Below are 13,065 nucleotides of genomic sequence, written 5' to 3'. Positions count from 1 at the left end.
ACAAAGACGAAGGAAATTCAATTGCACGACACGCTGTTCCAGCCGCTCAAAATGGGTGCACTCGAAGCGAAGAACCGGATTTTCATGGCGCCGCTAACGCGTGGACGCGCTGCAGAGCCGATGTTCGTTCCGAACGAACTGATGGCGCAATATTATGGTCAGCGCGCAGGCGCGGGCATGATCCTGACCGAGGCGACAGGCATCAGTGTAGAGGGACTTGGATGGCCTTCCGCCCCTGGTATCTGGAGCAACGAGCAGACCGAGGCGTGGAAAGCCTCGACCAAGGCCTTGCATGATCGCGGCGGCCTGATCGTGATGCAATTGTGGCACATGGGCCGGATTGTTCACCCATACTTCCTCGGCGGCGAGCCTCCCTTCTCTGCCAGCGCGACCAAGGCGCCCGGTGAGGCACATACGCCCGGAGGCAAGAGCGAATATGCGACCGCGCGGGAAATGACCCATGAGGACATCAAGCGCACGATTGCTGACTATCGCCGTGCCGCGGAAAACGCCAAGGCTGCAGGCTTTGATGGCGTGCAATTGCACGGCGCGAACGGATATCTGGTTGACCAGTTCCTGAGGGACAAGACCAATCTGCGGACCGATGAATATGGTGGATCGCCGGAGAACCGCACCCGCTTCATGCGCGAAGTGCTGGAGCAATTGATCGACGTGTGGGGTGCGGACCGCGTGGGTATCCGCTTGTCGCCCAATGGCGATAGCCAAGGCACTGACGACAGCAATCCAGCGGCAACTTTCGGTGCGGCGGCCAAGGTTTGCGAAGATCTGGGCCTTGCTTTTGTCGAGCTGCGGGAACCGGGACCGGACGGCACTTTCGGACAAACCGATGTGCCCAAGCAAAGCCCGTTGATCCGCGAAATCTACTCGGGCGCGCTCATCCTCAACAGCGACTACACCGCGGAAGAAGCAGAGGCAGATGTCAGTTCAGGCAAATGCGATGCGGTGAGCTTTGGTCGGCCCTATATTTCCAATCCCGATCTGGAAGATCGCATTCGCCAGGGCGCGCATTGGAACCCTAATAAGGATGTACCCAAAAGCTGGTACTTCCCCATCCCAGAGGGATATGTCGACTATCCCACGCTGGCTGAAGAGCAAGCGGCCTAGCCTTCTGGCGGTTGTGGCGGCGCGGGCTGATTGTCCGCACCGTCACCACTAGTCACAGTGACACTCGTCTCGACGCTGGACGAACCATCTTCATTCTCAGTCACCGTTACCGTGCGTTCTTCGCGGATCGGCGGAGACTGGGATTGCAATTGATCTAGCGGCAACATGTCGTCGCTGATCGATCCTCCCAGAACCTCGCCTTCGGCCTCGCGCGCATCATCGGCTCTATCGGGCACATCTCCGCTGCAAGCTGACGTAAAGACCAGCGCTGGCAAAAGTGCAATTGTCAAACCTCGCATGATCGTCTCCGGGCGACACGCGCCAAATGTTCAAAGAATTCAGGGGCAGTTGTCATCAGGGCTTCGTCCCATTGCGCAGGGCTGATGTCCAGTCCCAAGCGTTTGAGGCTGGTCACGCCAAATCCCTCAATCCCGCACGGCACGATACCGGTGAAGTGCGAGAGATCAGGGTCCAGATTGACGGAGAAGCCGTGCATCGTCACCCACCGGCGCACACGCACGCCGATCGCACCGATTTTGGCTTCGCGCCCATCAATGTCCCTGGTCCATATACCCACGCGGCCATCCACCGCCCAGCTTTCAACACCGAATGTCTTGAGCGTTTCGATCACCCACTGTTCGATGCCATGCACAAAACAGCGTACATCCTTGCCGCGCTCTGTCAGGTTGAGCAGCACATAACCCACACGTTGTCCCGGACCGTGATAAGTGTAGCGTCCGCCCCGCCCGGCCTCGACCACTTCGAAACGTGGGTCGAGCAACTCGTCGCGCGCGGCGCTGGTCCCAGCGGTGTAAACCGGCGGATGTTCCAGCAGCCAGATCAGTTCGCGCGCATTTCCAGCCGCAATCGCGGCGTTGCGTTGCTCCATCGCTGCCAGCGCTTCACGATACGGAACCTGCCGTTCGTCTCGCTGCCATTCAATCGCGTCTGTGGTTTCACTGCTCATTGCCAATTGCGTGGGGACTATCAACGCGCTTATCAAGAGAAAAGGCGATCAAGCCGCGCGGGAGAATTGGCAATGAAGTTCGATATGGGGCGGGCCTGGTCAGACGCGATGACGTTGCTGTCCAACAATAGCAGACTGATCGTGATATTGGCGGGCGTGTTTCTGTTCTTGCCTTCTCTGGTCTTGGGCGTGTTTGCGCCTAGCACAGAACTTGAGGCCGCAGCAGCGGGCAGCTCCGAACAGATGCAAGCGGCGATGGCGGCTTATTTGAGCACAAGCTGGCCGATAATCGTAATCTATGCGTTAGCGAGCACCATCGGGACGCTGGCATTGCTCGCCTTGCTCGGCCGAGATCAAAAACCCACCGTTGGTGAAGCAATCAAGATCGGCGCTATTGCCCTGCTGCCCTATCTGGCCGCATCGCTGATTATCGGTGCAGGCATTGGCCTTGTAGCTGGTGTCGTTGTTGCGATCGGCGCGGCGGCTGGCCCTGCGGTGGCCGCTTTGCTTGGATTTGTGGTGCTGATCGGCATCCTGCTGGTTGCCTTCAGGTTGATTCTGGTTGGCCCGGTTATGGCGATTGAAGGGACGCTCAACCCGATTGAAGCTCTGCGCCGCTCGTGGACATTGGTAAAAGGCAACACCCGCTATGTGGCTGCGTTCATGATCCTGCTGGTCATTGCACTGCTTGTCCTGTCGCTTGTAATCGGGATGGTATTCGGCGTGATCGGCGCGCTGGTGCCCAGCGGGACCGTTACGATCTGGGTAAACGCCATTTTCGAAGGATTGATCGGGGCAGTTGGTTCAGCAGTATTCCTGGCTGTCTATGCAGCGATGCACAGGCAACTGGCCGGTGAAAGCCCACAAAGCCTTAGCCAGACCTTTGACTAGGCGTTAGCCCTCGCCATCTGCCTTCCAGCCCCAGAACAGCTTGCACGGCAAGATGTTCAGCCATTCGAAGCCCTTGTCGATGCGCGCATAGTGCGGGCGCATATAATCAAGGCATGCAGCCGTGAACTGATAAACCAGAAACGCGCCGCCGGGACGCAGAGCCTTGTGCGTTGCTTCGCCAATTGCCGGAGCAACACCAGCCGGCAGTGTCGAGAACGGCAGTCCTGACAGGATATAGCCAGCATTCTCAAATCCATGCTCGGCGATGATCTGTTCCACATCAGCAGCAGAGCCGTGGACCGCAATGAAACGTTTATCGCGGATCGTCTTGCGCAGATAGTCAATGTAGAGCGGGTTGGTGTCGATAACGATCAATGTCGCATCGCCGCGCAACCGCTCCAGCATAGAACGGCAAAACGTGCCGATCCCGAGACCATATTCGACAAACAGATTGCAATTGCCCAATCGACCGGTGCCAGCATCTTGCGCACGGTGAAACGTAAGGAGGGAATGATCGAACCGACCATCTGTGGATACTCCACAAACCCGCGAAAAAACACCGCGCACTGCGCGGCATATTGGGAGAAGCGCTCGGTTAAGCGCCGTTTGATTTCAATGGCTTTGGTAGTCATGAGGTGGGAATCGCGCTCCGCGTCAACTCGCTGGGGGGATGGCTAGCAGGTCGAATCGCAGATGCGCGATTGCATTGCAAGCACAGCTCGCCTCGCCTAGCGGTCAGTTTGTCATGGCTGATCGCGATCCACTCCTTGAGAACACTGCCCCGCCCGCTGCTAGCGGCAACGGCATTTCGCGTGGCCGAATGGCGTTGCTGTTTTCCGTTATGCTGGTCACTGCGGCGGGCAATACAGCCATGCAATCCGTGATGCCATCGATCGGCACAGAGCTTGGTGTGGCCGATGTATGGATCAGTCTCGCCTACACATGGTCAGCACTGCTGTGGGTCACCTGCGCACCATTCTGGGCGCGGCGATCTGACAAGCGCGGACGCAAGTCGATGATGGCGCTGGGCATGACCGGCTTTATCACCAGCATGGGCTTTTGTGGTCTGGTCCTGTGGTTTGGCCTCGCCGGTTTGCTGCCCGCCGTTTGGACGTTGCTGTTGTTTGCAGCTGCGCGCAGCCTTTACGGCGGTTTTGGATCGGCCGCGCCGCCTGCGGTGCAAGCCTATGTTGCATCGCGCACAGCACGATCAGAGCGGACCAATGCGCTTTCTCTTATCGCGTCGAGCTTCGGGCTAGGTACGGTGTTGGGCCCGGCGCTCGCACCATTGCTTATTCTCCCGGGACTTGATTTGGTTGGACCTTTCCTCGCCTTTGCAGCAATCGGCGTTGTCGCGCTTGTCGCTTTGCGCTGGCGGCTGCCAGATGACGAACCTCGGTATGCGGCGCGCGGCAAGACTTTCAGCGAGCCATTCAGCGCCAGTTCCCAATCAAACCATGACGCCGAAGACGATGAAGACGTTGGCGTGGATGGGCCAAGCGAAAGCGAACCGAAGCGACTGACATGGTGGGAGCCGCGGGTGCGCCCTTGGGTGATTGCCGCTTTGCTTGGCGGCCATGCGCAAGCAATGATCCTCGGGATTGTCGGTTTTCTGGTGCTTGATCGGCTGGGGCTACGGGCTGACCCGCTCGCGGGCGCCGGTCCGGTGGGTCTAGTCCTGATGGCCGGCGCGCTGGCTTCGTTGGTGGCGCAATGGGGGGTAATTCCGCGCTTCAATCTAGGCCCGAGAGCCGCGACATTGAGCGGGATCGTCCTGGCGGGTTTTGGCGTATTCGTCTTCGCATTGGGAGACGCGATCCACACCATTGCGCTTGGTTATGCCATTGCCAGCCTCGGTTTCGGGCTGTTCCGGCCCGGCACGACCTCAGGCACATCGCTCGCCGTGACCCGTGCTGAACAAGGCGAGGCCTCAGGTATCGTGGCATCCGTTGCGGGTGCTGCGTTCGTGTTTGCACCGGCGCTGGGCGTGCTGCTCTACAATCTGTCAGAGCCACTTGCCTTCGGGCTGGTGATCGGTTTTTGCTCGGTCGTGTTCGCTGTGGGCTGGAAGCAGCTCTCCCTAGACGAGGTGCTGACGCGGGACAGGCGCTAAGCCGCTGCTTCGCAGCCGGTCGGCAGCTACAAAATTTCGTGAACCACATCCTGCGGACGGCACAGGCGCACGCCCTTGTCCGTTTCAACCAACGGGCGTTCGATCAGGATCGGCTCGGCTGCCATCGCGTTGAGGACCGTGTCCGCGTCTGCGTCTGGCAACCCGCGCTTCGCCGCGTCTGTGCCGCGAATACGCAAGCCCTTTTGCGGGGTGATGCCGGCATCGCGATATAGCTGCGCCAGCTTATCCCGCAATGGCGCGTCCTTAAGATATTCCACAACGGTCACGTCTGCACCGCTTTCTTCAAGAATAGCCAGCGTCTTGCGCGATGTGCCGCATTTCGGATTGTGCCAGATGGTCGCTTTCACGCCGTGAACTCCTTTACCGCCAAGGCTGTATGACGTGCGATGCGCCCTAACCAAACGTCTTTTTCGCGACAAGTAGATTTGCTTCTTGCTTTTGAGAATAATTCTCAATAGCGACTACGGCACGGATCACGACTCGACAAAAGATTGGACCCTTGAATGAAGCTTCTCGGCAAAGCCCTCCTGCTTGCTGGCACAGCCACTTTCGCTCCTGCTACCGCTGCTTTGGCAGAGACAGCAGAAAGCGCGGAGAGCCAGGCGTTGGCGCCTGACCCTGACGAGGGCACAATCATTGTTACCGGCACGGTGCTGCAATCCAACCAGATCAATTCCGTCAAGACACCCACCCCGATCATCGATGTCCCGCAAAGCCTCAGCATCACGACCGAGGAAGCGATTCTTGATCGCGGTTTTACCAGCATCGGCCAGATCATTGATTACACACCCGGCGTCAACACATCGCAGGGCGAAGGGCACCGTGATTCGATCGTCTTCCGCGGCGTGCGCTCAACCGCAGATTTCTTCATCGATGGCATGCGCGATGACGTGCAATATTACCGCAGTCTCTACAATCTGGACCAGATCGAGATATTGCGCGGGCCCAACGCGCTGCTGTTTGGACGGGGCGGCGCTGGCGGTGTTCTCAACCGCGTCACCAAGAAGGGCGTCATTGGCGACACATTCGGCGGCGGCCAGATCGCCATTGATACCTTTGGTGCATACAGCGTGCAGGCCGATATCAATCTCTCAAATGGCGATGCATCGGCGTTCCGCATCAATGCGATGTACGAAAACCTCAACAATCACCGCGATTTCTACGATGGCGAGCGCATAGGCATCAATCCGACCGTGCGTTTTGCATTGAGCGAAGATACAACGCTGGATCTGTCCTACGAATATGCCGATCACGATCGCTTCATTGATCGCGGCATTCCAACCGGCACGGATGGCCGCCCGATCGAGGAATTCAAAAACATCACCTTTGGCGATCCGGAATTGAACTTCAACGATCTGGAAGCGCATCTGCTGCGCGCCAACCTTCAGCACACATTCTCGGACAGCTGGAAAGGCGTGTTCAGCGCATTCTACGGCAATTACGACAAGGTCTATTCGAACTTCTATGCTTCGGGCTATGACCAAGCCAACTCGCCAGATGTCGTGACCACCGATGGCTACATCGACGCGACCCAGCGTGAAAACCTGATCCTGTCTGCGAATATGGTCGGCGAGTTCAACACGGGCGCGGTCGCGCATACGCTGCTGTTTGGCGCAGAATACATCAACACGTCGTCTGATCAGGACCGATTCAATCCGGTTTGGGATCAGACCAATAATGACAACGAGATCTTCGCAATTACCCGCCTGCTGAACTTGCGCGGGGGCGTAGGTTTGAACGCATCAGGCGACATTACCTCAGTCACATTCGGCGATCTGAATGACTTCACGCAGGTGGAGATCGATGTCGTCTCGCTCTACATTCAGGATGAGATCAAGCTGACCGATTGGCTTAATGTCGTGGTGGGCGGGCGTTTCGACAGCTTCGATATCGAAGTACTCGACGTCCCCAGCGACGAACTACGCACGCGCAAGGATGAGGAATTCTCTCCACGTGGAGGCGTGATCTTCAAGCCGCGGGAAAACATCTCGATCTACGCAAGCTATTCGGAGAGTTTCCTGCCGCGTTCGGGTGAGCAATTCGCCAATATCAACGGCAGCAACAACGCACTGGACCCGGACAAGTTCACCAATCTCGAAGCCGGCATAAAGTGGGATTTTGCAGACCACCTCAGCTTCACCGCGGCGATATTCGAGATCGAGCAAAGCTCCCCTCAACCCAATGACAATGACCCGTCGACGCTGGATGTGATCGATTCCAAGATCGACGGCTTTGAACTGCAACTGCAAGGTGAAGTGATGCCAGCCTGGACCGTTTCAGCGGGCTACAGCTTCCTGGACGGAGAACAGCAGAGCCGCACGGGCCCGACAGGTCTGCGCCCACGCGAACTGCCAGAGAATATGTTCTCGATCTGGAACCAGTTTGAAGTCACCGATCGACTGGGACTTGGCATCGGCATGACGCACCAGGATGAAAGCTTCATCGACAATGGCAACACCGCTGTGCTGCCATCCTTCACGCGATTTGATGCATCAGCCTATTACGACGTGTCGGAGAATCTTCGGGTGCAGGTCAATATCGAGAACCTGACCGACGAGCTTTACTTCCCCAACAGCCACGCCAGGCACGAAGCTTCGGTCGGCGCGCCGCTCAATGCGCGCTTTGCCATCACAGGCCGGTTCTAAAGGCAGCTAGCCTTCGGGCTCTTCGGAGCTCGAAGGTGGCCGGATCGCAGGCACTTCGCGCGCTGCATCTTCGCTGCTTATGCCCGGAGCAGGTGCAGCGCTGATCGTTTCCAATCGCCGCGCTACGCGCCCCGCCCGCTGGATCGCGCGCACCAGCCGGGGATAGACGCCGCAGCGGCACAAGTTCGGGATCGCCGCCTTGATTTCCGCTTCGCTGGGATCGGCATTCCGCTCAAGCAACGCCGCCGCGGCCATCACGATGCCCGGCGTACAGAAACCGCATTGGATTGCTTGTTCGGCGACCATGGCTTGCTGCACCGGATGGGACCGATCACGCGACAAGCCTTCGATAGTGGTGATGAATCGCCCTTCCGCCTCTGCGATCGTCACCAGACATGACCGTAAGGCTGCGCCATCAACGATAACCATGCACGATCCGCAATCGCCATTGCCGCAGCCATACTTGGTGCCGGTCAGGTTTGCCGCATCGCGCAGCGCCCACAGCAAGGGGGTGTCCGGATCCATATCGAACTCGAGCGGACGTTCATTTACGGTCATGCGCGGCATGCGACAACTTATCGCATGCACTATGTTGGCTAACAAGACGCTCTGTGTGGATGCAAACACAAATTGCGCTTGTTATGTGTTGATCCTGCGTTAGTCGGTTGGCCATGAGCGAGAATGCCAAACTGACGCGCGGTTCGATACGTGGCCATCTCGTTTCTCAAACTTTGCCAGCCATTGTCGGTGTTGCTGCAGTCATGTCGATCGGCTTGGTCGATGCCTATTTCATCGGGCAGCTGGGCGCGGACGCTTTGGGGGCAATTGCGGCTTCTTCGACTTCCCACGGCTGGAAAAGCTTAGCCATGCTGCCGAAGATACACTGGCCGACGTACGCAACGATAGGCGCGAGGCAGATAGCCAGCCGTTCTGGCAATCGTTGACCGAATATCTGACATGATCACCGCAATCGAAGGCGGCCAGGATCTCGCGCGCAGCATCGAGCTTGCGGCACAAGCGACGGACGCAGTGTCCAGCCATATCGACGACGTGCGAGAGCTCTCCCTGTCGACAGGCGCGGCGGCTAGCCAGGTCCTTTCGTCTTCGACTGATCTGGAAAAGCAAGCCTCGACACTGCGCACGCAAATGCAGGCATTCTTGAGCAAGATCAGGGCGGCGTAGATACGGCATCGGCCGGTTTAAGGCTGAGCTTTACGCCAATCGCGCTTGATCTTCTTGGCTAAGCTCCATTTGTGGACTTCAGTCGGCCCGTCGTAGATACGAAACGCTCTGATTTCACGAAAGAATTGTTCGACAATCGTATCGCCTGTTACTCCCGTGCCGCCCATCACCTGTACGCACCGGTCGGCAATCTGAAACAACGTTTCAGCCACAAAGGTCTTGGCCATTGAGCTCTCGGTTGTTCCGATTTCACCGGTGTCCAGCACGCTGGCGCACCAGTCGATCATCAACTCGCACGCCTTCAGATCAATCTTGTTCTGAGCCAGCATGAAGCCCACTCCCTCATGATCGACCAGCGGCTTTCCGAACGCCGTTCGCTTGCAAGCATAGTCGGTTGCAATCTCTTGAGCCCGATCCGCAACGCCAAGCCAACGCATGCAATGCGTGAGACGTGCAGGCGCCAGACGGACCTGTGCGTATTTGAAGCCCTCACCCGCTTCGCCAAGCATCTGGTTCGCCGGTACACGCAGATCGTTTATGGTAATAACAGCGTGACCGCCCGGCATGGAACTATCAATCGTCTCGAGCACGCGTTCAATCTGGATAGATGGATCGGGTAGATCGACAAGGAACATACAAGCTCCGCCTTCGGAATCAGCCTCAACCGATTTGGCCATGATGATCCCTACCTTTGCGCCGTCTGCACCGGTGATGAAAGCCTTTCGCCCATTGATCACCCAGTGGTTGCCATCGCGTTGGCAGGTTGTTTGCATCAATGACGGGTCAGACCCTGCGCCGTTGTCTTCGGCCGGTTCGGTCATGAAAAAGGCTGAACGAGCATCCCCTGACTCCAAGGGGGCCAGGAAACGTTGCTTGATCTCGTCGCTGCCAACCTTTCTGAGCAGGTACATATTGCCTTCATCGGGAGCCATCACATGACAGGCAATCGGACCAAGCGGCGAAATGCCGCTCTTGCGCAGGATCAATGCGGTATCAGCATGGCTGAAATGCGATCCGTCCTTTCGAATATGCGGGACTAGCAGGCCTACCGCCTTGGCCTTGCCCCGCAGTTCCGCTCCAAGTTCATCGGAAGGCCCATGACTGCCGCAACGTGGGTCTGCCTCGTATGGAGCGACGACCGTGCGAACAAACTCTTCAACTCTAGCCGCGATCTGTTCGGCTTCAGACGTATAGTGGGCCATTCAAACTCATCCTGTTTTGGTATTGGTGCGGACCTAATCGACCACGAGCCAGCTTCCACCTCCCCAATTGGTCAGCGAGTTCGAATGCACCTCAAGGAGTTGGTCCTATTGAACCGAGATCGTTGATGAGAACTTGCTCAGCAAGTTCAGGAATGGACCATGGCTTGAATAACTCTGGTCCGTCAGATCATCCAAGAAGCCGGAAAGTGAGTCGCCGACACCAACTTTCATATTGTTGTTCACGCGCCGGTTCGAGAATCCCAATCTTTCAGAATTGTGACGGTGTGTGCCTATCGATTGCTATCACTTGGCTTATCGCATCTATTCCGCTCACGATGAACAAGAACGATTCGCGATCCGTATTAGCGGAAGCCCTCAAGCTTGCGCTTGCTGGAGATCATGACCCCGCGCGATTGGGAAACGCCATCGCCAACCCGCAACGATTAACCGCAATCGAGAAAAGCGCGTGGGTGCAGCTTCACAACTGGTCGGCCGATGCGAACCTGCGGGCGCAGTATCCGCAGATTGCAGATTTCAGCCGCCGCCGGATAACCGAGTTGCTGGTGCAGCTCGAAGACTAGGGCTTTAACGGGCTGCCATCTGTTCGGCCCGGAACTCTCCACGGTCGAGCATCTGCAGAGCCAATCGTGCCAGATGACGCGATTCCTTCCATTCGCCCTCGGCAGTCTCCAGAACAACACGGTCAGAACCACGCATCGCCGCTTCGAACATGGCGCGCGCTTCCTCAGTGCGACCCTGACGTGCGTATGCGATGCCAAGATTGATCAGTTTGGCAGGATCATCTGCGGCAAGTTCGGTGTTTGCCTCAATCACTTCAACCGCGATTGCGTCATGACCATCCAGCAAGGGTTCGTAGCCGATATCGCTCGGTGCACCACTAACAAGCATCATCAAAGCTGCAGTACCGGTTAGAAACATATGCCATCTCCCAAAAGAGCTTGCATAGTGTGGAAAAGTATTTCGGGCTGCAACAAAAATGAAACATTGTCATAAAACAGCAGCATTTAGACATGTTCTATATATAAAACAGCTGGTTAGAGGCTGTAACAATAGCTAGCTGGAGAGCCTCTGGTATGTCATATTTGTCATATACCTGACATTTTTTGTCATGTGACAATTTTGCGATATTTTGGCTGTTTCCGACCACAAAGAGTCACTGCCCGTCCTTAATAGCACTGGAGCGCGCTTGATGCGTGACTAACTTTTACTCCGGATTTTTAAGAGGACCGCTCGCTGTGAAAACTCTCAATCGCTCGCTTATAATGGGCGCAAGCCTGATCGCACTCGCTGGTTGCGGCGCGGATGAAATCGCCTCGCCCGGCACGGGGGGCAATGTCATTATCAATGGTGGCGGTGGTGGCACCCCGACGCCGTCACCAACGCCAACGCCAACCACGACCACTACAGCGGCGGCCGACTGTCCGTTTATTGAGGATCCGCAGGGTCTAACAAGCCGCGGTACAATCTCTGGCCCGACTGGCTCTTATCGCCTTTGCCAGCTTCCGGCTCGCTTCAATCGTTCAACCACGCTTCCGTTTACGGCGTCTGATTCTGCGGTCATCTATTTGATCGACGGTCAGGTTGACGTCGGCACTGATGGCGGACCGACTGCTGATAACTCTGACGGCCTCGATGACACCAATATTGTCCTGACTATTGAGCCAGGTGTGATCCTGGCAGGTCTTGATGCGTCTTACTTGAACGTCAATCGCGGCAACCAGATACAGGCAAACGGGACAACCGACCGCCCGATTATCTTTACCAGCCAGCAGAATATTCGCGGCGAGAACACTGATAGTTCTTCGGGCGATTGGGGTGGACTCATTCTCAATGGCCGCGCTCCGATTACGGACTGCCTTTCGAATACAGCTACGCCAGGCACAGCCCAATGCGAACGCGAAGTCGAAGGTACAACCACGCCGCCGCGCTATGGCGGCGACGATGCTTCGGACAGCTCGGGTTCCGTTCGCAATGTCCAGCTGCGCTTTTCGGGTACTGTGCTTGCAAATGGTGACGAGCTTCAGGCTCTGACGACAGGCGGCGTTGGCTCAGGCACCACCTTCGAAAACATCCAGTCGTTCAACAGCGCGGATGACGGCGTCGAATTCTTTGGTGGCGTGGTGAATATGAAGGGTCTCGTGGTTGTCGGCGCAGAAGACGACTCGATCGACACCGACACAGGCGTGAAGGCTACACTGCAGTATGTTGTCGCAGTGCAGCGTTCCGATGTCGGTGACACGATCATTGAAGCCGACAGCAACAACGCTCTGGTTGATGATACGCCTCGCCAGAACACATTGATTTCGAACGCTACTTTCATTCAGCGCAAGAACGATGACCAGGTCATCCGTATCCGCGGGGGAACAGATTATTCGCTGTTCAACACCATCATCTTCGACAATTCTTCAAATGGTACGCCGTGCTTGCGTATTGACCTGCCGGAAACAGTTCGTGCCGCGAATGCTGGACTTGATGATGTCGGTCCGCCGCGCTTCGAGTCCGTGGCAATGGATTGTGCGACACCTTTCCGTGATGGCAGCAGCGGCGTAACTGCCGCTGATACACAGGCAATTTTCGAGAGCGGCTCGAACAACACCACTGCGCTGACCAACACTCTGACGATGACCTATATCAACGGTTCGAACGAGGACGCACTGGTGGCCTTCGACGCGACGGGCATCTCCAGCTTCTTCGACAATGCTGGTTACGTTGGTGCAGCACAATCGGGTGATACGCGCTTCGAAGGCTGGACTTGCGACTCAGCGACCATCTCTTTCGGAAACAACTCGGGCGCCTGCACCTCGCTGCCGGTTTACTGATGATCCATTTGCTCCTGGGCGGTCAGCACCTCTCTCGCTGATCGCCCAGGAGCTTCGCTGCATGAATCAAACTCAGGCC

At 57.0% G+C, this 13,065-nt stretch carries 14 protein-coding genes and 1 pseudogene; 8 read left to right on the top strand and 7 right to left on the bottom strand.

Going from position 1 to position 13,065, the window contains the following annotated elements; translation table 11 throughout:
• The first annotated feature begins 21 nt into the window (after nucleotides 1-21).
• Nucleotides 22-1,125 carry an alkene reductase gene (locus tag QZ487_RS07950; RefSeq protein ID WP_285975730.1) on the top strand — a complete coding sequence of 368 codons (1,104 nt, stop codon included), beginning with the start codon at nucleotides 22-24 and terminating at the stop codon, nucleotides 1,123-1,125.
• Here QZ487_RS07950 and QZ487_RS07945 read toward each other — a convergent pair.
• Entirely contained in the window at nucleotides 1,122-1,424 is a 303-nt protein-coding gene (locus QZ487_RS07945) for a hypothetical protein (protein WP_296024151.1), read from the bottom strand. The genes QZ487_RS07950 and QZ487_RS07945 overlap by 4 nt on opposite strands.
• A complete protein-coding gene (gene lipB / locus QZ487_RS07940; RefSeq protein WP_285975732.1) occupies nucleotides 1,412-2,092 on the bottom strand; it encodes a lipoyl(octanoyl) transferase LipB in 681 nt (226 codons plus the stop codon). Before lipB ends, QZ487_RS07945 begins: the two co-directional genes overlap by 13 nt.
• A 72-nt stretch (nucleotides 2,093-2,164) precedes the next feature.
• On the opposite strand from lipB, the gene QZ487_RS07935 reads away from it, so the two are divergent.
• Nucleotides 2,165-2,983: a hypothetical protein gene (locus tag QZ487_RS07935; RefSeq protein WP_296024149.1), complete on the top strand. Its 819-nt coding sequence runs from the start codon at nucleotides 2,165-2,167 to the stop codon at nucleotides 2,981-2,983.
• 3 nt (nucleotides 2,984-2,986) lie between these two features.
• Here QZ487_RS07935 and QZ487_RS07930 read toward each other — a convergent pair.
• Nucleotides 2,987-3,615 (bottom strand): annotated as a pseudogene (locus QZ487_RS07930) (class I SAM-dependent methyltransferase).
• A gap of 113 nt (nucleotides 3,616-3,728) precedes the next feature.
• Between QZ487_RS07930 and QZ487_RS07925 the strand changes: the two are divergent.
• On the top strand, nucleotides 3,729-5,096 hold the full coding sequence (locus QZ487_RS07925) for an MFS transporter (protein WP_285975734.1): 1,368 nt from the start codon (nucleotides 3,729-3,731) through the stop codon (nucleotides 5,094-5,096).
• Nucleotides 5,097-5,122: 26 nt separating this feature from the next.
• Here QZ487_RS07925 and QZ487_RS07920 read toward each other — a convergent pair whose 3' ends face one another.
• The gene (locus QZ487_RS07920) at nucleotides 5,123-5,464 is read right to left on the bottom strand and encodes an arsenate reductase family protein (protein ID WP_285975735.1); all 342 of its coding nucleotides are present in this window, start codon (nucleotides 5,462-5,464) and stop codon (nucleotides 5,123-5,125) included.
• Nucleotides 5,465-5,620: 156 nt separating this feature from the next.
• Between QZ487_RS07920 and QZ487_RS07915 the strand changes: the two genes are divergently transcribed.
• On the top strand, nucleotides 5,621-7,762 hold the full coding sequence (locus QZ487_RS07915; RefSeq protein WP_296024148.1) for a TonB-dependent siderophore receptor: 2,142 nt from the start codon (nucleotides 5,621-5,623) through the stop codon (nucleotides 7,760-7,762).
• A 6-nt stretch (nucleotides 7,763-7,768) separates the two neighbouring features.
• Here the strand turns inward: QZ487_RS07915 and QZ487_RS07910 are convergent, their stop codons facing one another.
• A complete protein-coding gene (locus QZ487_RS07910) occupies nucleotides 7,769-8,329 on the bottom strand; it encodes a (2Fe-2S)-binding protein (RefSeq protein WP_296024147.1) in 561 nt (186 codons plus the stop codon).
• 104 nt (nucleotides 8,330-8,433) lie between these two features.
• Between QZ487_RS07910 and QZ487_RS11485 the strand changes: the two genes are divergently transcribed.
• Together QZ487_RS11485 and QZ487_RS07900 are read left to right on the top strand one after the other, a co-directional pair.
• A complete protein-coding gene (locus QZ487_RS11485; protein ID WP_367114443.1) occupies nucleotides 8,434-8,706 on the top strand; it encodes a hypothetical protein in 273 nt (90 codons plus the stop codon).
• Between the two features lie 13 nt (nucleotides 8,707-8,719).
• Nucleotides 8,720-8,944: a hypothetical protein gene (locus QZ487_RS07900; RefSeq protein WP_296024145.1), complete on the top strand. Its 225-nt coding sequence runs from the start codon at nucleotides 8,720-8,722 to the stop codon at nucleotides 8,942-8,944.
• A 17-nt stretch (nucleotides 8,945-8,961) separates the two neighbouring features.
• Here the strand turns inward: QZ487_RS07900 and QZ487_RS07895 are convergent, their stop codons facing one another.
• On the bottom strand, nucleotides 8,962-10,146 hold the full coding sequence (locus QZ487_RS07895) for an acyl-CoA dehydrogenase (RefSeq protein WP_296024144.1): 1,185 nt from the start codon (nucleotides 10,144-10,146) through the stop codon (nucleotides 8,962-8,964).
• A 335-nt stretch (nucleotides 10,147-10,481) separates the two neighbouring features.
• Between QZ487_RS07895 and QZ487_RS07890 the strand changes: the two genes are divergently transcribed.
• On the top strand, nucleotides 10,482-10,727 hold the full coding sequence (locus tag QZ487_RS07890) for a hypothetical protein (protein ID WP_296024143.1): 246 nt from the start codon (nucleotides 10,482-10,484) through the stop codon (nucleotides 10,725-10,727).
• Nucleotides 10,728-10,731: 4 nt separating this feature from the next.
• Here QZ487_RS07890 and QZ487_RS07885 read toward each other — a convergent pair whose 3' ends face one another.
• Nucleotides 10,732-11,085: a tetratricopeptide repeat protein gene (locus QZ487_RS07885; protein ID WP_285975740.1), complete on the bottom strand. Its 354-nt coding sequence runs from the start codon at nucleotides 11,083-11,085 to the stop codon at nucleotides 10,732-10,734.
• Between the two features lie 317 nt (nucleotides 11,086-11,402).
• On the opposite strand from QZ487_RS07885, the gene QZ487_RS07880 reads away from it, so the two are divergent.
• A complete protein-coding gene (locus QZ487_RS07880; RefSeq protein ID WP_296024142.1) occupies nucleotides 11,403-12,986 on the top strand; it encodes a hypothetical protein in 1,584 nt (527 codons plus the stop codon).
• Nucleotides 12,987-13,065: the final 79 nt, after the last annotated feature.

The sequence above is a fragment of the uncultured Altererythrobacter sp. genome (genome assembly GCF_913057185.1).
GTDB classification, from domain to species: domain Bacteria; phylum Pseudomonadota; class Alphaproteobacteria; order Sphingomonadales; family Sphingomonadaceae; genus Erythrobacter; species Erythrobacter rubellus.
The sequence above is the reverse complement of the archived record's forward strand: the minus strand, read 5'-3'. Positions and strand labels throughout refer to the sequence as shown.

Coding starts and splice junctions, on each gene's coding strand:
- QZ487_RS07945 (WP_296024151.1), bottom strand. CDS start 1,424: ATGCGAGGTTTGACAATTGCACTTTTGCCAGCGCTGGTCTTTACGTCA.
- QZ487_RS07910 (WP_296024147.1), bottom strand. CDS start 8,329: ATGCCGCGCATGACCGTAAATGAACGTCCGCTCGAGTTCGATATGGAT.
- QZ487_RS07895 (WP_296024144.1), bottom strand. CDS start 10,146: ATGGCCCACTATACGTCTGAAGCCGAACAGATCGCGGCTAGAGTTGAA.
- lipB (WP_285975732.1), bottom strand. CDS start 2,092: ATGAGCAGTGAAACCACAGACGCGATTGAATGGCAGCGAGACGAACGG.
- QZ487_RS07900 (WP_296024145.1), top strand. CDS start 8,720: ATGATCACCGCAATCGAAGGCGGCCAGGATCTCGCGCGCAGCATCGAG.
- QZ487_RS07925 (WP_285975734.1), top strand. CDS start 3,729: ATGGCTGATCGCGATCCACTCCTTGAGAACACTGCCCCGCCCGCTGCT.
- QZ487_RS11485 (WP_367114443.1), top strand. CDS start 8,434: ATGAGCGAGAATGCCAAACTGACGCGCGGTTCGATACGTGGCCATCTC.
- QZ487_RS07935 (WP_296024149.1), top strand. CDS start 2,165: ATGAAGTTCGATATGGGGCGGGCCTGGTCAGACGCGATGACGTTGCTG.
- QZ487_RS07915 (WP_296024148.1), top strand. CDS start 5,621: ATGAAGCTTCTCGGCAAAGCCCTCCTGCTTGCTGGCACAGCCACTTTC.
- QZ487_RS07890 (WP_296024143.1), top strand. CDS start 10,482: ATGAACAAGAACGATTCGCGATCCGTATTAGCGGAAGCCCTCAAGCTT.
- QZ487_RS07885 (WP_285975740.1), bottom strand. CDS start 11,085: ATGTTTCTAACCGGTACTGCAGCTTTGATGATGCTTGTTAGTGGTGCA.